This window comes from Pseudomonas sp. SG20056, assembly GCF_031764535.1.
Classification (GTDB): Bacteria; Pseudomonadota; Gammaproteobacteria; order Pseudomonadales; family Pseudomonadaceae; genus Aquipseudomonas.
On sequence record NZ_CP134499.1, the window covers coordinates 2,286,215 to 2,306,113 of the forward strand.

At 59.5% G+C, this 19,899-nt stretch carries 18 protein-coding genes; 15 read left to right on the forward strand and 3 right to left on the reverse strand.

Annotation, left to right across the window (positions count from 1 at the left end):
• The first annotated feature begins 259 nt into the window (after nucleotides 1-259).
• From puuE to RHP75_RS11005, 7 genes are all read left to right on the forward strand, one after another.
• Nucleotides 260-1,201, forward strand: coding sequence for an allantoinase PuuE (gene puuE / locus RHP75_RS10975; RefSeq protein ID WP_311088218.1), 942 nt, complete (start codon nucleotides 260-262; stop codon nucleotides 1,199-1,201).
• Entirely contained in the window at nucleotides 1,198-1,713 is a 516-nt protein-coding gene (gene uraD / locus RHP75_RS10980) for a 2-oxo-4-hydroxy-4-carboxy-5-ureidoimidazoline decarboxylase (protein ID WP_311088219.1), read from the forward strand. Before puuE ends, uraD begins: the two co-directional genes overlap by 4 nt.
• A 50-nt stretch (nucleotides 1,714-1,763) precedes the next feature.
• Entirely contained in the window at nucleotides 1,764-2,759 is a 996-nt protein-coding gene (gene alc / locus RHP75_RS10985) for an allantoicase (RefSeq protein WP_160014353.1), read from the forward strand.
• Nucleotides 2,760-2,818: 59 nt separating this feature from the next.
• On the forward strand, nucleotides 2,819-3,322 hold the full coding sequence (locus RHP75_RS10990; protein ID WP_311088220.1) for an ureidoglycolate lyase: 504 nt from the start codon (nucleotides 2,819-2,821) through the stop codon (nucleotides 3,320-3,322).
• A 47-nt stretch (nucleotides 3,323-3,369) separates the two neighbouring features.
• Complete coding sequence (locus tag RHP75_RS10995) at nucleotides 3,370-4,701, forward strand: urate hydroxylase PuuD (protein WP_311088221.1); 1,332 nt, start codon at nucleotides 3,370-3,372, stop codon at nucleotides 4,699-4,701.
• 379 nt (nucleotides 4,702-5,080) lie between these two features.
• The gene (locus RHP75_RS11000; RefSeq protein ID WP_311088222.1) at nucleotides 5,081-6,577 is read left to right on the forward strand and encodes a nucleobase:cation symporter-2 family protein; all 1,497 of its coding nucleotides are present in this window, start codon (nucleotides 5,081-5,083) and stop codon (nucleotides 6,575-6,577) included.
• A gap of 82 nt (nucleotides 6,578-6,659) precedes the next feature.
• Complete coding sequence (locus RHP75_RS11005; protein ID WP_311088223.1) at nucleotides 6,660-7,532, forward strand: outer membrane protein OmpK; 873 nt, start codon at nucleotides 6,660-6,662, stop codon at nucleotides 7,530-7,532.
• Between the two features lie 162 nt (nucleotides 7,533-7,694).
• On the opposite strand, the gene RHP75_RS11010 is transcribed toward RHP75_RS11005, so the two are convergent.
• Nucleotides 7,695-8,516 carry a transporter substrate-binding domain-containing protein gene (locus tag RHP75_RS11010; protein WP_311088224.1) on the reverse strand — a complete coding sequence of 274 codons (822 nt, stop codon included), beginning with the start codon at nucleotides 8,514-8,516 and terminating at the stop codon, nucleotides 7,695-7,697.
• A gap of 73 nt (nucleotides 8,517-8,589) precedes the next feature.
• Entirely contained in the window at nucleotides 8,590-9,582 is a 993-nt protein-coding gene (gene moaA, locus RHP75_RS11015; protein ID WP_409079644.1) for a GTP 3',8-cyclase MoaA, read from the reverse strand.
• A 215-nt stretch (nucleotides 9,583-9,797) separates the two neighbouring features.
• On the opposite strand from moaA, the gene RHP75_RS11020 reads away from it, so the two are divergent.
• Nucleotides 9,798-10,442, forward strand: a complete 645-nt coding sequence (locus RHP75_RS11020; RefSeq protein WP_311088226.1) for a TetR/AcrR family transcriptional regulator — start codon at nucleotides 9,798-9,800, stop codon at nucleotides 10,440-10,442.
• Nucleotides 10,443-10,686: 244 nt separating this feature from the next.
• On the opposite strand, the gene RHP75_RS11025 is transcribed toward RHP75_RS11020, so the two are convergent.
• Nucleotides 10,687-11,127 carry a heme-binding protein gene (locus RHP75_RS11025; RefSeq protein WP_090386575.1) on the reverse strand — a complete coding sequence of 147 codons (441 nt, stop codon included), beginning with the start codon at nucleotides 11,125-11,127 and terminating at the stop codon, nucleotides 10,687-10,689.
• Between the two features lie 338 nt (nucleotides 11,128-11,465).
• On the opposite strand from RHP75_RS11025, the gene gcl reads away from it, so the two are divergent.
• The 7 genes from gcl (at nucleotide 11,466) to RHP75_RS11060 (ending at nucleotide 19,875) form a co-directional block, all read left to right on the forward strand.
• Nucleotides 11,466-13,241: a glyoxylate carboligase gene (gcl, locus tag RHP75_RS11030; protein WP_090253555.1), complete on the forward strand. Its 1,776-nt coding sequence runs from the start codon at nucleotides 11,466-11,468 to the stop codon at nucleotides 13,239-13,241.
• Nucleotides 13,242-13,303: 62 nt separating this feature from the next.
• The gene (gene hyi, locus RHP75_RS11035) at nucleotides 13,304-14,086 is read left to right on the forward strand and encodes a hydroxypyruvate isomerase (RefSeq protein WP_311088227.1); all 783 of its coding nucleotides are present in this window, start codon (nucleotides 13,304-13,306) and stop codon (nucleotides 14,084-14,086) included.
• 17 nt (nucleotides 14,087-14,103) lie between these two features.
• Nucleotides 14,104-14,994, forward strand: coding sequence for a 2-hydroxy-3-oxopropionate reductase (locus RHP75_RS11040; protein WP_311088228.1), 891 nt, complete (start codon nucleotides 14,104-14,106; stop codon nucleotides 14,992-14,994).
• 190 nt (nucleotides 14,995-15,184) lie between these two features.
• Entirely contained in the window at nucleotides 15,185-16,471 is a 1,287-nt protein-coding gene (locus RHP75_RS11045; RefSeq protein ID WP_311088229.1) for a glycerate kinase, read from the forward strand.
• Nucleotides 16,468-17,883: a pyruvate kinase gene (pyk, locus tag RHP75_RS11050; RefSeq protein ID WP_311088230.1), complete on the forward strand. Its 1,416-nt coding sequence runs from the start codon at nucleotides 16,468-16,470 to the stop codon at nucleotides 17,881-17,883. Before RHP75_RS11045 ends, pyk begins: the two co-directional genes overlap by 4 nt.
• Before the next feature lie 142 nt (nucleotides 17,884-18,025).
• Nucleotides 18,026-18,979 carry an urea transporter gene (locus RHP75_RS11055; RefSeq protein ID WP_311088231.1) on the forward strand — a complete coding sequence of 318 codons (954 nt, stop codon included), beginning with the start codon at nucleotides 18,026-18,028 and terminating at the stop codon, nucleotides 18,977-18,979.
• Nucleotides 18,980-19,035: 56 nt separating this feature from the next.
• On the forward strand, nucleotides 19,036-19,875 hold the full coding sequence (locus RHP75_RS11060) for an ion transporter (protein ID WP_311088232.1): 840 nt from the start codon (nucleotides 19,036-19,038) through the stop codon (nucleotides 19,873-19,875).
• The last annotated feature ends 24 nt before the right edge of the window (nucleotides 19,876-19,899 follow it).

Sequence of the window (19,899 nt, forward strand, 5' to 3'; positions counted from 1 at the left end):
CACAATAATCCGAACATTAAGCCGGCTTAGCGCACCGTTATCGAGCAGTAAATCGGCCATAAGTGCTTGCGAGCACTGCTTTTGCACAGAAACAGCTGACGAAGTGGACAGATTCATCATTAAGGCAAAATTTCACAAAATAAGTGAATTTTAGATTTACAAGATGCAAAGCACTTTGTATACAATTAGCCCATCACGGTCGTGCAACGCATCCATGCCTGCCCACTGACCGCCACAAACAGCAAGAAGGAAGACTGCAGTGAGCGCTGACTACCCACGCGACCTGATCGGTTACGCCAACAACCCACCCCATCCGCATTGGCCGAATGATGCGCGAATCGCCCTGTCCTTTGTTCTCAACTATGAGGAAGGCGGCGAGCGCAGCATCCTGCACGGCGACAAAGAGTCCGAGGCGTTTCTCTCCGAGATGGTTTCGGCCCAGCCACTGCAAGGCCAGCGCAACCTGTGCATGGAGTCGCTTTACGAGTATGGCAGCCGTGCCGGCGTCTGGCGTTTGCTGAACCTGTTCCAGAAGCACAACATCCCGCTGACCATCTTTGCCGTGGCCATGGCTGCGCAGCGTCATCCAGATGCGATCAAGGCGATGGCCGCCGCAGGCCACGAGATCTGCAGCCACGGCTACCGCTGGATCGACTACCAGAACATGAGCGAAGCCGAAGAGCGCGAGCATATGCTCGAAGCCATCCGCATCCTGACTGAACTGACCGGCGAACGCCCGGTGGGCTGGTACACCGGCCGCCTCGGCCCGAACACCCGCCGCCTGGTACGTGAAGAAGGTGGTTTCCTGTATGACAGCGACACCTACGACGACGACCTGCCCTACTGGGATCCGGCCAGCACCGTGGAAAAACCGCACCTGGTGATCCCTTACACACTCGACACCAACGACATGCGCTTCACCCAGGTGCAGGGCTTCAACAAGGGCGATGATTTCTTCGAGTACTTGAAGGACGCCTTTGATGTGCTCTACGCCGAAGGCGTAGCCGGCGCGCCGAAAATGCTTTCGATTGGCATGCACTGCCGCCTGCTCGGCCGCCCCGCACGCCTGGCCTCATTGGCGCGCTTCCTTGAATACGTGCAGAGCCACGAAAAAGTCTGGTGCGCCCGCCGCGTCGACATCGCCAAACACTGGCACGCGACCCATCCGCTGCAAGAGCCATCCAAGGAGAGCTCGAAATGAGCCGTTTTCAAACCCTGACCCCGTCCCGTTTGACCCGTGAAGACTTCGTCAAAGTCTTCGCTGATATCTACGAGCACTCGCCCTGGGTCGCCGAAAAGGCTTTTGACCTGGGCCAGGACGACAGCATCAACGAAATCAACGGCCTGCATCAGCGCATGGCCGATCTGTTGCTCAGTGCCAGCCACGCTGCACAACTGGCACTGATCAATGCTCACCCGGACCTGGCCGGCAAGGCAGCCGTACGTGGTGAGTTAACCGCCTCTTCGACGTCGGAGCAGGCCGGTGCGGGCATTCATGAATGCACCGCAGAAGAGTTCGCCCGCTTTACCGAACTGAACGATGCCTACAAAGCCAAGTTCGGCTTCCCCTTCATCATGGCGGTGAAAGGCAGCAATCGGCACCAGATCCTGGCGGCCTTCGAGGAGCGGATTCACAACTCCCCGGAGCAGGAATTCGCCTGCGCCCTGGCCGAGATCAACAAGATCGCGCTGTTCCGCTTGCAGCAGCTGTAGGCCGCAAGCCCTCCGCCCTCCCCAACGCCATCATCTAAGGCAGACATTTCATGAAAGCTTACGCCGTACCCTTTGAGAAATACGTCAACCTCGCCGACGCACGCCTGGGCACCAAGGCCATCTCGGTCACCGACGACTGGTTCGCCGACGTTAACCGTCTGTTCCAGCCGACCCCGGCCGTATGGAAGGAGGGCGTGTTCGATGACAACGGCAAGTGGATGGATGGCTGGGAATCGCGCCGCAAGCGCTTCGAGGGTTACGACAGCGCGGTAATCCGCCTGGGCGTGCCGGGCTCGATCAAGGGCGTGGACATCGACACCAGTTTCTTCACCGGTAACTTCCCGCCGTCGGCATCCCTGGAAGGCTGCTTCGTCGCCGAAGGTGACCCAACCGACGCCACCCAGTGGACTGAGGTGCTGGGCGCTGTCGAGTTGCAGGGCAACAGCCACCACTATCACGAAATCAATAACGCCCAGGCCTTCACCCACCTGCGCTTCAACATCTACCCAGACGGCGGCGTCGCTCGTCTGCGCGTTTACGGCGTACCGTTCCGTGACTGGAGCAACGTTGGCGACAACGAGCAGATCGACCTGGCAGCCGCACTGAATGGCGGTCGCGCCCTGGCCTGCTCGGACGAACACTTCGGCCGCATGAGCAACATCCTCAACCCGGGTCGTGGCATCAACATGGGCGACGGCTGGGAAACCGCACGTCGTCGCACGCCAGGTAACGACTGGGTAATCGTCGCCCTCGGCCATCCGGGCGAGATCGAACGCATTGTCGTAGACACCCTGCACTTCAAAGGCAACTACCCGGACAGCTGCTCGATCCAGGGCGCCTTCGTCAAAGGCGGCACCGACAGCCAGATCGAAACCCAGAGCCTGTTCTGGCGCGACCTGCTGCCGAGCCAGAAACTGCAGATGCACGCCGAACACGAGTTCAGCGAGCAGATCAACGCGCTGGGCCCGATCACCCACGTACGGGTGAACGTGTTCCCGGACGGTGGTATCAGCCGTCTGCGCCTGTTCGGCAAAGTCGCCAAGTAAGCCAATAAACCCCTCTCCCTCAGGGAGAGGGGCATAAACGAACGAACAAGAAGACCAACATGCGCAAATTGATCATTGAGCCGCTGAGCAAAGAAGCCTTCGCCCCCTTTGGTGACGTTATCGAAACCGAGGGTAGCGAATTCTTCATGATCAACAATGGCTCCACTCGCCGTTATCACAAACTGGCCACGGTCGAGACCGCACAGCCGGAGGATAAGGCGATCATCAGCATCTTCAGTGCCGAGGCGCTGGATATGCCGCTGACCATTCGCATGCTGGAGCGCCATCCGCAGGGCAGTCAGGCGTTTATTCCACTGCTCGGCAACCCCTTTCTGATCGTGGTCGCGCCAGTTGGCGATGCACCTGAATCAGAGTTGGTCCGCGCCTTCCGTAGCAACGGCAGGCAGGGCATTAATTACCATCGCGGCGTCTGGCACCACCCGGTGCTGACGATCGAAAAGCGGGATGACTTCCTGGTGGTTGATCGCAGTGGTACTGGCAACAACTGCGATGAGCATTTCTTTACCGACGACGAGCAACTGCTCCTCGCCCCCCACCAATAAGAGAAGCCCAGCACCGGCGTGCCGGTATTGGGAAAGAGGTACTGATTGTGGAAGCGCATTTTACTGAGTGGCTGAACCTGGGTATCCGCTGGATCCATATGATCACCGGCATTGCCTGGATCGGCGCATCCTTCTATTTCGTCTGGCTGGAAAACAACCTCAACCGCAGCAATCCCCGCGAAGGTCTGTCGGGTGACCTCTGGGCGATTCACGGTGGCGGCATCTACCACCTGGAAAAATACAAACTGGCCCCGCCGAAAATGCCGGAGAACCTGCATTGGTTCAAATGGGAGGCTTACGCCACCTGGCTGTCGGGCGTGGCGCTGATGCTGGTGGTCTACTACCTCAACCCAAGTCTGTACCTGGTCAAGCCGGGCGTTGATCTGGCACCGGAAATGGCCATTGTCATCGGATTTGGTTCGATGATTGCCGGTTACATCGCCTATCACTTCCTCTGCGATTCGCCGCTGGGCAAGCAGCCTGCCCTGCTTGGCGCCGTGCTGTTCGTACTGATCATCGCTGCCGCTTATGGCTTCAGCCAGATCTTCAGCGGCCGCGCTGCCTATATCCATGTCGGCGCCATTATCGGCACCATCATGGTCGGCAACGTGTTCTTCACCATCATGCCGGCCCAGCGCGCACTGGTTAAGGCCATCGAAGACAACACCACGCCAGACCCAACCCTGCCGGCCAAAGGCCTGCTGCGTTCGCGCCACAACAACTACTTCACCCTGCCGGTGCTGTTCATCATGATCAGCAACCACTTCCCGAGCACCTACGGTAGCCAATACAACTGGCTGATTCTGGCGGGCATCGCGATGCTGGCGGTACTGGTGCGCCACTACTTCAACACCCGCCATGACAGCAGCAAGTACGTCTGGACCCTGCCTGCTGCGGCACTGGGCATGATCTGCCTGGCCTTTGTCACCGGCCCGAGCATGAAAGCTGCTGCACCGCAGGAGCCGCAAGCTGCAGTGATCAAGTACGCTCCGGTTCCGGCCACGGGCATCAGCGGCCATCCGGAAGTTGCCGCCAAGGCGGCCGAAGCAACCAGCAAACCGGCAGACGCCGCAGCGGCACCTGAGGCCAGTGCTCCAGCCAAAGCGACCACGGGTGCTGGCGACTTTGCCCAGGTCAACAGTGTGATTCAGGAACGCTGCAGCGTGTGCCACTCGGCTACGCCCAGCAGCCCGATGTTCAGCGCCCCGCCGGCCGGCTTTATCCTCGACACACCAGAGCAGATCAAGGCGCAAGCCGCAAAGATCCACGCGCAAAGCGTTGCTTCGCAGATCATGCCGCTGGGCAACATCACTCAGATGACCCAGGAAGAACGCGAGCTGATCGGCTCGTGGATCGATCAGGGCGCACAGCTCAACTGATCCACCCAAATGCCGCGCCATGGGCGCGGCATTTTCCTATCGACTCCCCGCCAACACTCCGCACTGCAACTCGCCCTTCTTGATTGCCATCCGCAGCCCGCTAAGTCTGACTGTCAGTGATGCAAACCGCCGCGAATCACCTGGCTTTCAGCCTCAAAAACTATCCGGGAAGAACCACTCAGAACGGCAGTTTCAGACACCTGACTGACGGTTCATTTTTTGTGCACAATTTTAAAATAAATTGTTTTTATAGATGTGAACAAGTTGCTATAGTCGAACCATTCTGACCAGCCGGACAACTTCTCGCAGGTACAGAACAGAGGCGCCGTGAAGCCTCGCCAAGCCCATGACCGTATAAAAACAACTGGCAGGCTCTGAAATGACCACGACTCGCAGCACAGAGACCACAGCTCCGCCTGTGGCAAACAACGACCTGATCTACCAACTGCATGACACCCCGGCCTTTGCCCCGGCGATCTTCGCCGCGCTGCAGCACGTACTGGCCAGCTTCGTCGGCATCATCACCCCTACCCTGATTGTCGGTGGCGTCCTTGGCCTCGGCGCCTATGTGCCGTATCTGGTCAGCATGGCGCTGTTCGTTTCCGGCCTCGGCACCTTTATCCAGGCCAAACGCATTGGCCCAGTCGGCTCCGGCCTGCTGTGCCTGCAGGGCACCAGCTTCGGCTTTCTCAGCGTGATTCTCAGCGCCGGGTTTATCGTCAAGGGCCGTGGCGGCAGTGAGGAGGAAATTCTCTCGACGATCTTTGGCGTGTGCTTCTGCGCAGCCTTTGTCGAGATCGCCTTCAGCCAGTTCATCAACAAACTGCGCCGCGTCATCACCCCGGTCGTCACTGGCACCATCATCTGCCTGATGGGTTTGTCACTGATCAAGGTGGCCATGACCGACATCGCTGGCGGCTACGGCGCGGCGGATCTCGGCGCCCTGCACCACCTGGGCCTCGGCGGCCTGGTGCTGGTCACCATCGTGATTCTCAACCGCTTCCCGTCGCAGGTCGTACGCCTGTCGGCCGTGATCATCGGCCTGGTGCTGGGCTTCAGCGTGGCCTGGTTCACCGGCAAGGTGGACTTCGCCAACATGGCCCAGGTGCCGCTGCTCAGCGTGCCGGTGCCGTTCAAATACGGTTTCAATTTCGACTGGGTGGCGTTTGTACCGATTGCCGTGATCTTCCTGATCACCCCGCTGGAAACCGCAGGCGACCTGACGGCCAACTCGATCATCTCCAAGCAGCCGGTCAAAGGTCCGCTGTATATGCGCCGGATCAAATCCGGGGTACTCGCCGATGGTTGCAACTCAGCCATGGCGGCGATGTTCAACAGCCTGCCGATGACCACCTTCAGCCAGAACAATGGCGTGATCCAGCTGACCGGCGTGGCCAGCCGCCACGTGGCCTTCTATATCGCTGGCATCCTGGTGCTGCTAGGCCTGTTCCCGGCGGTGGGTGCGGTGCTCCAGCTGATGCCAAAACCGGTTCTCGGTGGCGCCACCCTGATCATGTTCGGCACCGTGGCCGTCGCTGGCATCAAGATTCTCACCGAAGCAGGCCTGCATCGTCGCAATGTACTGATTGTGGCTATCTCACTGGGCCTCGGCCTGGGTGTTGCAGCCGTGCCGGAAGTGCTCTCGCAGATGCCCGATGCGCTGAAGAACATCTTCGGCTCACCCATCACCATCGGTGCCTTCAGCGCCATTCTGCTGAACATCTTCCTGCCGGAAGAGCATCTGCAGCTGGAAGAAAACGACTACGACCCCGAAGCCCATCTGCACACCGTGCTGCAAAACCCGCAGGACGACAGTGACGCAGATGCACTGGACAACAGCCGCAACGCACTAAACGTGGCCCCGCGTACCAGCTGAGCCATCACCCCTTTGCCTCACTGAGCCTGCGGTTAGCCGCAGGCTCAAGAAACCTTGTAAGTCCAATAATAAGGAAACCATGATGAAACTGAAGCACCTGCCTTATAGCATCGCCCTCTCGGCCGGACTGTTTTCCGGTCAACAAGCCTTGGCTAGCGATGCCTTCCTTTGGCAAGACACCAGCCTCTCCTACCTCTATGGCAGCAACTTCCAGCGCCTGAACAACAACGAGGAAGAGCAGCGTTCGCAAACCACCTTCACCCTGGAAAACGCCAGTGGCTGGACCTGGGGCGATACCTTCTTCTTCCTCGACTACATCAAGGCCGACAACAGCCAGGCGCGTGGCAGCAACTTTGGCAATCTGGATGTTGATGAGAAGAACAGCTTCTACTACATGGAATTCTCGCCACGCGTCAGCCTCAGCTGGCTGACCGGCCAGGACCTGTCCGTAGGCCCGCTCAAGGACGTCTACGCAGCCTTTACTTATGAAAAAGGTAACGGCGGCCCTGGCACCGAGAACTACCTGTACGGCATCGGCACCGCCTGGAACGCTCCAGGCTTCGCCTACCTGAACGCCAACCTGTATGCGGTGAAGGTCAATAACCACATCTTCTTCGATCATGACTTCAAGGCATCGGACAAGGGCAACGGCCACACCTACCAGCTGACTGTGAACGGCGCTTATCCGTTTGCCATTGGCGAACAGGACTTTGTGGTCGACGGCTACATCGACTGGCGCGCGCCATCCAAGGATGCCGGCACCCAGACATCAGTCGGCTCCTCAATCCAGATCAAATGGGATGCGGGCAAGGCGCTGTTCGGTGAAGGTCGCAAACTGTATGTCGGCACAGAACTGAACATGTGGCACAACAAGTACGGCATCAAGCCAATCGACGGTTCCACCGATGGCTTCGATCAGACCGCAGTACAAGCGCTGGTCAAGTACCACTTCTAAGCCTATGGGCTTGATGCGGATCGCCGGGTAGGCGGCAACCCGCAACAAAAAGGGGATGGCAACGATGCCATCCCCTTTTTTATTGCGTCTGATACCACGCACTGCTTTTTATGATGCAAATAAAAAACCGCTCATCAGGAGCGGCTTTTCTCATCGCGTTGATCACTGCGACTGCGCATCCTTGAGCTTTTTGCGTTCGATAAAGTCCAGCTTCCACTGCTCCAGACCGATGCGATCGGCATCCAGATTTGCCTCGACTTTGTACTGGCTTTTCAGCGCAGCAATTTCGCTCTGTTGCTCGATCAGGAAGCGGTCGAAACGTTGCATAAAAGCCGCGTGTTTGAGGGTAGAGAGCTTGAAGCTGCCACGGTTATGCGGCAACTGCGCGTCGAAGATCAGTGCGCCCGGTCGTGCGCGGATGTTGTCCAGGTAATGGGTCGCCACCACCACGTTGAAGTAAGCACCGTCAGTGTCCTTCTTCAGCGCCTGACGGATCATCTGGCGTAGATCATCGCTGTAGGTCAGTTCGATCTGCCCGGCATCAATCCGCTCCTGATAACCCCAGGGCGTCCAGCCGTTGACCATGGCCAGGCGCTTGATTTGTTCAATGGGCTGACCATGGCGCTGCGGAGCAACCAGTACACCATCGACATACTCAACCACGCCCTGGCTGTAGCTCAGGGGCTTGCCTGCCTTCTGCGCCTGCGCCCAGGTTTCGCTGTCGGGGTATTTGAAATCCACTTGGCCGCTGAGCAGCGCGGGTAACAGCTGTTCCACAGGCAGCACCTTGTAGCTCAGCTCAACCCCGCTGGTCTTCGCGAACAGGTCGAACAGCTCACGGGCAAAGCCCTGGTACTGGCCTTGTGCGTCGATGCTGTAGTGCGGCGCAAAGGCCAGTTTCTCTACACCAATCACATAACTTTCAGCGCTGACTGCGCTGGAACAGACAACGGCGAACAAACTGCAGACGTGCAAGGGCTTCACAGCAAACCTCCTGTTTAGATTGTGAGAGTGAAACGAATGAAACCGCCCAAGGCGGTAAAGAAACGGCTAAGGGCTAGCCACCGGTCATGCTCATAAAGCGAATCACCTGCACCTGGGCATCACTCTCGAAGTGATGGCGCTCAGGCTTCAACCGCAAAGCCTGCATCAGAGCATCACGCAGACGCTGACTGTCACCAGGGTGGGTACGCATCAGGCTTTTCAGATCCAGGGCATTCTCATGCCCCAGGCAAAGCACCAGCTTGCCCTCGGCGGTGACCCGCACGCGGTTGCAGTCGCCGCAGAAGTTGTGGCTGTGCGGTGAGATAAAACCAACCTGGGTGTCGCTGCCAACCAACTGCCAGTAGCGCGACGGCCCGCCGGTCAGCTTGCTGCTGCGCACCAGGGCATAACGCTGTTCGATGCGCTCACGCACCTCGTCGCTGGAGCAGAAGGTCTGCTCGCGCTGGTGGCTGGAAATACTGCCCAGCGGCATTTCTTCGATAAAGCTGATATCCAGGCCCCGCGCCATGGCGAACTCGACCAGGTCGAGCACTTCATCATCGTTACGGTTTTTCTGCACCACGGCGTTGAGTTTGATCTTGCGAAAACCCGCAGCGCGCGCAGCCTCGATACCTTCCAGCACCTGATCGAGTTTGTCGCGCCGGGTAAAAGCCGCAAAACGCTCACGCTGCAATGAATCGAGGCTGACATTCAGGCGCTTGACCCCGGCCGCGCGCAGTTGCGGCGCCAGCTCGGCCAGTTGTGAGCCATTGGTGGTGATAGCCAGGTCTTCCAGCTCCGGGCGCTGGCCGAGACGGGTCAGCAGGCTGAGCAGGTTCTTGCGCACCAGCGGCTCGCCTCCGGTGATACGGATGCGCTTAACCCCTAGGCCGATAAAGGCGTCCGCTACCGCATAGAGCTCTTCAAGGCTGAGGATCTGCTCGCGCGGGGCAAACACCATGTCCTCACTCATGCAATAAGTGCAGCGGAAATCACAGCGATCGGTAACCGATAACCGTAGATAGGTGATGCGCCGACCGAAGGGGTCAACCAGCTGATTGTTCACTACGTGTCTCCTGGAGCTCAACGAGCCGAGACTTTTTGTTATGAATGCATATGGCGAGATAAAAACAGAAAAATTAAATTTTGTATACAACAACCTGACCTGCAAGTCAGATAGCCCGCCAGAGCCCAGGCCACAAGCCTTGAGCGCCGCGTAAAGCCGGTGCTACCATCCCGGCGCTGCCCAGCGACGGGCGTTCGACAGAAGCAAAGAGGCTTATGACCAGTATTCGCGAGCGTAACAGAGAGCTGATTTTACGCGCAGCCAGTGAGGAGTTCGCCGACAAAGGCTTTGCTGCCAGCAAAACCAGCGATATCGCCGCCAAAGCCGGGGTGCCCAAGCCCAACGTCTACTACTACTTCAAGTCGAAGGAAAACCTCTACCGCGAAGTGCTGGAAAGCATTATTGAACCGCTGCTGGAAGCCTCCGCGCCGTTCAATCAGCCAGGCAAGCCTGCCGACGTGCTGCGCGCCTATATCCGCTCGAAAATCCGTATTTCCCGTGAACTGCCTTCCGCTTCCAAGGTGTTCGCCAGCGAAATCATGCACGGTGCGCCGCATCTGTCCGCCGACCAGACCGCGCAGCTGAATGCCCAGGCCAAACACAATATTTCCTGCATCCAGGGCTGGATCGACCAGGGCCTGATGGCCAAGGTTGACCCCCATCACCTACTGTTCAGTATCTGGGCTGCGACCCAGACCTACGCCGACTTCGACTGGCAGATTTCTACCGTCACCGGCAAAGCCAATCTGGATGAAGTCGACTATGAGGCCGCCGCTCAGACCATCATTCGCTTGGTGATCAAGGGCTGCGAGATCGACGAAACCCAGCCCAGCCCATCCGAGCAGGTCACCAAGGCCTGAGGTTGGTTATCCGCCCTGCCCTTGACTTAAGGCGGCCATAAAAATGGCCAGAAGCCATTTTTAACGCTGCGTAGCAACGGCCCGAAGGGTCGCGGCCAGGGATGGCACGCCATAAATAAAAAACGGTGAATGCCGCAAAGCATTCACCGTTTTTTATTAGCTGCCAAACCTGTTGAAGGCGCTTTAGTGGCGAGCTGTTAATTGCTTCAGTCGCAGCCGAACCCATCCCACAAGTCGCGCATTATCAGGCGGCGATACCCGCATCCGGTTTCAGCCCGACCGACTCCACCGCGCTCACCGCGCACTGCTCATCAATATCCGAGGTATCACCAGTGATACCCACTGCGCCGATTACCTCGCCGCGCTCATCACGGATCAGCACACCACCCGGTGCCGGCACCAGTTGACCGTCTGCCAGGTTGTTAACCGCGCCGATGAATGCCGGACGCTGCTGTGCGTCGGCGGCGATCAGGCGCGAGCCCTTGCCCAGTGCCAACGCACCCCAAGCCTTGCCGATGGCGATTTGCGGGCGTAGCAGGCTGGCGCCGTCTTCGCGCTGCAGGCTGATCAGGTGGCCGCCGGCATCCAGCACGGCAACAGTCAGCGGTGCGGCAGAGATTTCCCGGCCGACCGCCAGAGCGCGGTTACTAATGGTGGTGGCGATTTGCAGATTCAACGTACTCATCTTGGGTCTTCCTCAATGCTGATAAATCCAACGAAACACCCAGCGCTGCGCAGTCTGTAGGGCGATTGACAGCTGCCGGGCAATCCAAAGCTCGCCACCACTATCCCACCAGAAACAAAAAACTCAATAGTCGAATACAATACAAATAGTCTTTGTATACAGTTATGAGCATCGCTTTCCGCATCAGATCAAGCACCCCAGCTAAAACGGTTGTTTTAAAAGATTTTTTGCCAGATAGCCGCTTGGCGACAAAACGTGTTGACCAGAAGGTCAGGCGATGAATAGAATCCAAGCCAGCTGTTTTGTATACAATCTGATAACAAACGAGGCACAAGACAATGGCCAAAATGAGAGCAATCGAGGCCGCCGTACTGGTGATGCGCCGCGAAGGCGTTGACACTGCGTTCGGCATTCCCGGCGCCGCCATCAACCCCCTGTACGCTGCACTGAAAAAAGTCGGTGGTATCGACCACGTCCTGGCTCGCCACGTCGAAGGTGCCTCGCATATGGCTGAGGGTTATACCCGCACCAATGCCGGCAACATCGGTGTGTGCATCGGCACCTCCGGCCCTGCGGGTACCGACATGGTGACCGGGCTGTACTCGGCATCGGCCGACTCCATTCCAATTTTGTGCATCACCGGCCAAGCGCCGCGTGCCCGTATGCACAAGGAAGACTTCCAGGCCGTCGACATCACCAGCATCGTCAAGCCGGTGACCAAGTGGGCGACTACCGTGATGGAGCCAGGCCAAGTGCCGCGCGCCTTCCAGAAAGCCTTCTATGAAATGCGCAGCGGTCGTCCAGGTCCGGTACTGATCGACCTGCCGTTCGACGTGCAGATGGCCGAGATTGAATTCGACATCGACGCCTACGAGCCGCTGCCGCTGGCCAAACCGGCCACCAACCGCGTGCAGGCAGAAAAAGCCATCGCCATGCTCAACGACGCCGAGCGTCCGTTGCTGGTTGCCGGTGGCGGTATCTTCAATGCCGACGCCGCCGACAAGCTGGTGGAATTCGCCGAACTGACCGGCGTGCCGGTTGTACCGACCCTGATGGGCTGGGGCGTGATCCCGGATGACCACAAGCTGATGGTCGGCATGGTCGGTCTGCAGACTTCACACCGTTACGGCAACGCCACCCTGCTGGCTTCCGACCTGGTGTTCGGTATCGGTAACCGCTGGGCCAACCGCCACACCGGTTCGGTTGATGTCTACACCGAAGGCCGCAAATTCATCCACGTCGACATCGAACCGACGCAGATTGGCCGCGTCTTCAACCCGGACCTGGGCATCGTCTCTGATGCAGGCTCGGCGCTGGACGCCTTCCTGGAAGTGGCCCGCGAGTGGAAAGCCGCTGGCAAGCTGAAAGATCGCAGCGCCTGGCTGGACAGCTGCCGCGAGCGTAAGCGCACCCTGCAGCGCAAGACCCACTTCGATAACGTGCCAGCCAAGCCGCAGCGCGTGTACGAAGAGATGAACGAAGCGTTCGGCAAGGACACCTGCTACGTCACCACCATCGGTCTGTCGCAGATTGCCGGTGCGCAGTTCCTCCACGTCTACAAGCCGCGTCACTGGATCAACTGTGGTCAGGCCGGCCCGCTGGGCTGGACCATTCCGGCAGCGCTGGGTGTGGTCAAGGCCGACCCGAGCCGTAAGGTTGTGGCGCTGTCCGGCGACTACGACTTCCAGTTCATGATCGAAGAGCTGGCGGTGGGCGCGCAGTTCAACCTGCCGTACATCCACGTGCTGGTGAACAACTCCTACCTGGGTCTGATCCGTCAGGCGCAGCGCGGCTTTGAGATCGACTACTGCGTACAGCTGGCGTTCGAGAACATCAACGCGCCGGAAATCAACGGTTACGGCGTTGACCACGTTGCCGTGGTTGAAGGCCTGGGCTGTAAGGCAATCCGCGTGTTCGACCCGAACGAGCTGCAGAACGCCTTCGCCGAAGCCAAGCGCCTGATGGCTGAGCACCGCGTACCGGTGGTGGTGGAAATTATCCTGGAGCGTGTCACCAACATCTCCATGGGTACCGAAATCAACGCCGTCAACGAGTTCGAAGAACTGGCCGAACGCGGCGTCGACGCCCCGACTGCCATCTCGCTGCTCGACTAAATCGCTTTCTGAACCAGTAGCCCGGATAGGTTATCCGGGCTGCGCAAGACAAGGAGCACAACATGCCCCGTTTTGCCGCCAACCTGTCGATGCTGTTCACCGAAGTGGACTTCATGGACCGTTTCGCCGCTGCCGCCGATGCTGGCTTTAGCGGTGTTGAATACCTGTTCCCCTACGATTTTGCCGCCGAAGAAATCAAAGCGCGCCTGGATGCCAACAAGCTTGAGCAGGTGCTGTTCAACCTGCCGGCTGGCGATTGGGCAAAAGGTGAGCGTGGTATCGCCTGCCACCCTGACCGCGTTGAAGAGTTCCGCGCTGGCGTGGACAAAGCCATCGCCTACGCCAAGGTATTGGGCAACACGCAGATCAACTGCCTGGCCGGTATCCGCCCGCAAGGTCTGGATTGCGCCACCGTCGAGCAGACCTTTGTCGACAACCTCAAGTTTGCCGCCGGTAAGCTCGAAGCTGCGGGCATCAAGCTGGTCATGGAAATGATCAACACCCGCGACATTCCGGGCTTCTACCTGAACACCACGAAGCAGGCCCTGGCGATTCGCGACAAGGTCGCAAGCAGCAACCTGTTCCTGCAATACGACATCTACCACATGCAAATCATGGAAGGTGACCTGGCGCGTACCGTCGAGGCCAACCTGCCTGTGATCAACCATGTACAGCTGGCCGACAACCCGGGCCGTAACGAGCCGGGTACTGGCGAGATCAACTACCGCTTCCTCTTCGAGCACCTGGACCGTATCGGTTACCAGGGCTGGATCGGCTGTGAATACAAGCCGGCCACCACCACCGCTGCCGGCCTCGGCTGGATGAAAGCGCACAACGCAATCTGAATCAGAGGATATTTCTCATGGCAAAAATCGGATTTATCGGCACCGGCATCATGGGCAAGCCTATGGCGCAGAACCTGCAAAAAGCCGGGCACACCCTGTTCTTCTCCGAGCACTTCGACAAGGCTCCGGCCGACCTGCTGGGCGACAACGGCATCGGTTTGGCCAACCCGCGCGAAGTGGCGCAGGAAGCTGAATTCATCATCATCATGGTGCCGGATACCCCCCAGGTTGAAGACGTACTGTTCCGCGAAGACGGCGTTGCCGCAGGCGTGGGCGCTGGCAAAGTAGTGATCGACATGAGCTCGATCTCCCCTACTGCCACCAAGCAGTTCGCCGAGAAGATCAAGGCCACTGGCGCGGCCTACCTTGACGCGCCGGTATCCGGCGGTGAAGTCGGTGCCAAGGCTGCCACCCTGTCGATCATGATCGGCGGTTGCCCGAATGCCTTCGAACGCGCGCTGCCGCTGTTCCAGGCCATGGGCAAGAACATCACCCGCGTCGGTGGTAACGGTGACGGTCAGACCGCCAAGGTCGCCAACCAGATCATCGTTGCTCTGAATATCCAGGCAGTGGCCGAAGCCCTGCTGTTCGCCGCCAAGAACGGCGCCGACCCAGCCAAGGTGCGTGAAGCGCTGATGGGCGGTTTCGCCGGCTCGAAGATCCTTGAAGTGCACGGCGAGCGCATGATCAAGGGCACCTTCGACCCAGGCTTCCGTATCAGCCTGCACCAGAAGGACCTCAACCTGGCCCTGGCCGGCGCGCGCGAGCTGGGCCTTAACCTGCCCAACACCGCCAACGCCCAGCAAGTGTTCAGCACCTGTGCGGCCATCGGTGGCAGCAACTGGGACCACTCGGCGTTGATCAAAGGCCTGGAACACATGGCCAACTTCAACATCCGCGGCGAGTAAGCAACAGGTTTCAGAGCGGGGTCAGCCGCCCTGAAACAACCCTTTCGATCTGTCCGGCAGGCGGTGTCACGGCCTGCCTGCCGGGTGGGTCGATTCTAGTGCGCAGCGTCTTGGTCCAGGGCGCTGCGCACTAGAATCGAACGTGCTTCAGTAATAAAAAGTGGCTCCGGCCCTATCAAGAGAGATCGCCATGTCCATCGATCCGTCTTTCAATCCAACGTCCCTGCTGCGCGAGCTGTTCGCCAGCGCCATCGACGCCGCCCACCCGCGCCAGGTTCTGGCTGATTACCTGCCGGAAGATCGCAGCGGCCGCGTTATCGTTATCGGCGCAGGTAAAGCCGCTGCAGCCATGGCCGAAGTGATCGAGCAGGAATGGCAAGGTGAAGTCTCCGGCCTGGTGGTCACCCGTTATGAACACGGCGCCAATTGCCAGAAGATCGAAGTGGTCGAAGCCGCCCACCCGGTTCCGGATGACGCCGGTGAACGTGTGGCGCGCCGCGTACTGGAACTGGTCAGCAACCTCAGCGAAACCGACAAGGTGATCTTTCTGCTGTCCGGTGGCGGCTCTTCTCTGCTCGCCCTGCCCGCTGAAAGCATCAGCCTGAAAGACAAACAAGCGGTCAACAAAGCCCTGCTGAAATCCGGCGCCTCGATTGGCGAAATGAATTGCGTGCGCAAGCACCTTTCTGCGATCAAGGGCGGCCGTCTGGCTAAGGCCAGCTGGCCGGCCAGCGTCTACACCTATGCGATTTCCGATGTACCAGGCGATGAGGCCACGGTAATCGCTTCCGGCCCAACCGTGGCCGACCCGACCACCTCGGCTGAAGCCCTGGCGATTCTCGCCCGCTATAGCATCGAGATCCCAGCCAACGTGCGCGCCTGGCTGCAGAACCCAGCCTCGGAAACCGTCAAACCGGGTGACCCATGCCTGGCTCGCAGCCACTTTCAACTGATCGCCCGTCCGCAGCAATCCCTCGATGCAGCGGCCGCCAAGGCGCGCGCCGTCGGCTTGCCAGTGCTTATTCTCGGTGACCTGGAAGGCGAGTCGCGGGACGTCGCCAAGGTGCATGCCGGTATCGCCAAACAGGTGCGCCTGCATGGCCAGCCGATCAAAGCGCCCTGCGTGATTCTTTCCGGCGGTGAAACCACCGTGACCGTGCGCGGCAATGGCCGTGGCGGACGCAACGCGGAATTCCTCCTCAGCCTGACTGACAGCCTCAAGGGCCTGCCCGGCATCTACGCACTGGCCGGAGACACCGATGGCATCGACGGCTCGGAAGACAACGCCGGGGCCATCATGACCCCCGACAGCTATGCCTGCGCCCATGACCTGGGCCTGAGCAGCAGCGATGAGCTGGATAACAACAACGGCTACGGCTACTTCGCCGCCCTCAATCAACTGATTGTTACCGGGCCGACGCGTACCAACGTAAACGATTTTCGCGCCATTCTGATCCTTGAGAACCCTGCCAAATGAACGCCGACAAGAAAGTAAAAATCCTCGCCACCCTTGGCCCAGCGATCAAAACCATCGACGACATCCGCCAGCTGGTGGAGGCCGGGGTCAACCTGTTCCGCCTCAACTTCAGCCACGGCGAACACGCCGACCACGCTCAGCGCTACGACTGGGTGCGTGAAGTCGAGCAACAACTGAACACTCCAATCGGCATCCTCATGGACCTGCAAGGGCCGAAGCTGCGCGTCGGCCGTTTTGCCGAAGGCAAGGTCAACCTGCAACGCGGTCAGACCCTGCGCCTGGATCTGGATAGCACCCCAGGTGACGTTAATCGGGTCAACCTGCCCCACCCGGAAATCATCGAAGCGCTGCAACCGGGCATGAGCCTGCTGCTCGACGATGGCCGCCTGCGTCTGCAGGTCACCGCCAAGCACAGCGATGCGGTAATCACCGAAGTAATCGCCGGTGGCGAGCTGTCCGACCGCAAGGGCGTCAACGTGCCGGAAGCCGTGCTGCAGCTGAGCCCGCTGACCGAGAAAGATCGCCGCGACCTGAGCTTCGGCCTGGAGCTGGGCGTGGACTGGGTCGCGCTGTCGTTCGTGCAGCGTCCGGAAGACATTATCGAAGCTCGCCAGCTGATCGGTGATCGCGCCTTCCTGATGGCCAAGATCGAGAAGCCATCTGCGGTGATTCACCTGGAAGAGATCACCAAGTTGTGCGACGCGATCATGGTCGCCCGTGGTGACCTGGGCGTGGAAGTACCGGCCGAGAACGTGCCGCGCATCCAGCGCGACATCATCCGTACCTGCCGTCAGCTCGGTAAGCCGGTGGTAGTGGCCACGCAGATGCTCGAATCCATGCGTTTCTCCCCTGCACCGACGCGCGCCGAAGTCACCGACGTGGCCAACGCCGTGGCCGAAGGCGCCGATGCAGTGATGCTCTCGGCGGAAACCGCCTCGGGCGACTACCCACTGGAAGCCGTGCAGATGATGAGCAAGATCATTCGCCAGGTGGAAAACGGCCCGGAATTCCAGGCCCAGCTCGACGTCAGCCGCCCGCAAGCCGAAGCCACTGCCTCGGATGCAATCAGCTGCGCGATCCGCCGCATCAGCACCATCCTGCCGGTGGCCGTGCTGGTCAACTACACCGAGTCGGGCAACTCCAGCCTGCGCGCCTCGCGCGAGCGGCCGAAAGCACCGATTCTCAGCCTCACCCCCAGCCTGGATACCGCGCGGCGCCTGAGCGTGGCCTGGGGCGTGTACTCGGTGGTCAACGAGCGCCTGCACAAGGTTGAGGAAGTCACCCGCACCGCTCTGGAAACCGCCCGTTCAGCTGGGCTGGCGAAAACCGGCGATACCGTGGTGATTACTGCCGGCGAGCCATTCGGCCAACCGGGCAGTACCAACAGCCTGCGTATCGAAATTCTGCACTGATCCAGTTCTGCGGCAGGTTGTAAGACCCGCTGCAGAACGCAACTCCCACGCTGGCTTTGCCAGTTTGAAGGCACTCACTGTTCCCGCGGTGGGTGCCTCTTTTTATTCCCGCCCCGGTGATTGTTTATTCAGGTTCGTCTGTATGTCGCCATTACCGCTCCCCACCCACGCCCTGCAAGGCTTTCGCGCATTACTCAACGGCTTTAGCCAGATATTTCTGCAAACCAATCCCGCCTGCGGCTTGCTGGTGCTGTTGGCGATTGCCATCGGTGCGCCGCAACTGCTCGGCGGCGCCCTGCTTGGCTGCCTGAGCAGCACACTGACGGCTCAGCGTCGCGGTTATGCCAAGGCAGATATTGAAATTGGCTTGTATGGCTATAACGGGGTCCTGCTGGGCATGCTGATCAGCCTGCAGTTCGCCTGGTCAGCACTGTTGCCGCTGCTGATCATCGTCAGCGCCGGGGCATCCAGCCTGCTGCTGGCCGCCTGGATGCAGCGCATGCGCGAGCGTCAGTGGCTGCCTGCGTTCACCTTCCCCTTTGTCGGCTTGAGCTGGTTGCTGTTGTGGTTGGCTCCTGCGCTGCAGCTTGAGCTGGCACAGACCATACCTAGCCAGGCGCAGCCACTCGATTGGTGGGCCAGCCTGATTGCCATGGCGCGCGGCTTAGGTCAGGTGATTTTTCTCGATCAACCATTGGCCGGTGTCTGTCTGCTGCTTGGCCTGTTACTGGCGGATCGACGCGCCGCCTGCTGGGCGCTGCTCGGCTCCACTGGTGGCCTTGCTCTGGCGCTGTATCAAGGACTGCCGCAGCACAGTGCGCTGACCGGCCTGTATGGCTATAACGCCGCCCTGGCGGCTATCGCCCTCAGCCAGGTGCATCGCCGTCCTTGGCTGCCAGCTCTCGGTATCGCCCTGGCGCTGGTGCTGCAACCCGGCTTTAGTGCACTGGGCCTGCCAGCCCTGACCATGCCGTTTATTCTCACCTGCTGGCTGGTAAGCGCCACCCAGCGACTACTGCGCAAAGCCGCGGCCGACTGCACACCGCTGCCTCCCAGCAAAGGTAAAGGCTTGCATCACCGCGACAAAACTCCCTAGGCTGCTTGCCTGTTCGCGTTATCAGCGAACACCGCATACGGAGCAGCCAGAGCATCATGGACACGCCGCAGAACCTGCGTCAGCAGCTGTACAGCATCATCTTCCATACCGACACACCAGCCGGTCAGCGCTTCGACCGCTACCTGTTGCTGACCATCATGGCCAGTCTGGTAGTGGTGATGCTCGACAGCATTGACAGCGTGCACAGCCAGTACGCACCGCTGCTAGCGGGTATTGAGTGGGGCTTTACCGCGTTGTTCGCCATCGAATACGTGGTGCGCCTGTACTGCTCACCGAAACCACTGCGCTACGCCTTCAGTTTCTTCGGCCTGATTGACCTGCTGGCGATCCTGCCGGGCATTCTCGCCCTGTTCTACGCCGACGCCCAGTATCTGCTGATCATCCGAGTGATCCGCATGCTGCGGATCTTTCGCGTATTCAAACTCAGCCCTTATCTACGCCAGGCCAACTTTCTGCTCACCGCGCTGCGCGGCAGCAAGCAGAAGATCATCGTGTTTTTCGCCTGCATCGCCACCATGGTCACGGTATTTGGCACCCTGATGTACGTGATCGAAGGCCCCGCGCACGGCTTTACCAGCATTCCCAAGGGCATCTACTGGGCCGTGGTCACGCTAACCACCGTCGGCTTCGGCGATATCGTGCCGAAAACCCCGCTGGGCCAGGCGCTGTCGACTCTGGTGATGATCACTGGTTACTCGATCATCGCCGTGCCCACCGGCATCTTCACCGCCGAACTGGCTAATGCCATGCGCGGTGGCGACCAGCTGATTCACGACTGCCCAAGCTGCGCCAAAAACACCCACGAACACGGCGCCGCCTTCTGCACTCGCTGCGGTAACCCGCTGTTTCCGAGGCAAGTCGACAAAATTGAGTAATCCCGGCCAATAAAAAACCGCAGC

Excerpts from the sequence above, each read along its gene's own strand:
- uraD (WP_311088219.1), top strand. The coding sequence starts at position 1,198 with ATGAGCCGTTTTCAAACCCTGACCCCGTCCCGTTTGACCCGTGAAGAC.
- alc (WP_160014353.1), top strand. The coding sequence starts at position 1,764 with ATGAAAGCTTACGCCGTACCCTTTGAGAAATACGTCAACCTCGCCGAC.
- RHP75_RS10990 (WP_311088220.1), top strand. The coding sequence starts at position 2,819 with ATGCGCAAATTGATCATTGAGCCGCTGAGCAAAGAAGCCTTCGCCCCC.
- RHP75_RS11000 (WP_311088222.1), top strand. The coding sequence starts at position 5,081 with ATGACCACGACTCGCAGCACAGAGACCACAGCTCCGCCTGTGGCAAAC.
- RHP75_RS11005 (WP_311088223.1), top strand. The coding sequence starts at position 6,660 with ATGAAACTGAAGCACCTGCCTTATAGCATCGCCCTCTCGGCCGGACTG.
- RHP75_RS11020 (WP_311088226.1), top strand. The coding sequence starts at position 9,798 with ATGACCAGTATTCGCGAGCGTAACAGAGAGCTGATTTTACGCGCAGCC.
- RHP75_RS11025 (WP_090386575.1), bottom strand. The coding sequence starts at position 11,127 with ATGAGTACGTTGAATCTGCAAATCGCCACCACCATTAGTAACCGCGCT.
- gcl (WP_090253555.1), top strand. The coding sequence starts at position 11,466 with ATGGCCAAAATGAGAGCAATCGAGGCCGCCGTACTGGTGATGCGCCGC.
- hyi (WP_311088227.1), top strand. The coding sequence starts at position 13,304 with ATGCCCCGTTTTGCCGCCAACCTGTCGATGCTGTTCACCGAAGTGGAC.
- RHP75_RS11040 (WP_311088228.1), top strand. The coding sequence starts at position 14,104 with ATGGCAAAAATCGGATTTATCGGCACCGGCATCATGGGCAAGCCTATG.
- RHP75_RS11045 (WP_311088229.1), top strand. The coding sequence starts at position 15,185 with ATGTCCATCGATCCGTCTTTCAATCCAACGTCCCTGCTGCGCGAGCTG.
- pyk (WP_311088230.1), top strand. The coding sequence starts at position 16,468 with ATGAACGCCGACAAGAAAGTAAAAATCCTCGCCACCCTTGGCCCAGCG.
- RHP75_RS11055 (WP_311088231.1), top strand. The coding sequence starts at position 18,026 with ATGTCGCCATTACCGCTCCCCACCCACGCCCTGCAAGGCTTTCGCGCA.
- RHP75_RS11060 (WP_311088232.1), top strand. The coding sequence starts at position 19,036 with ATGGACACGCCGCAGAACCTGCGTCAGCAGCTGTACAGCATCATCTTC.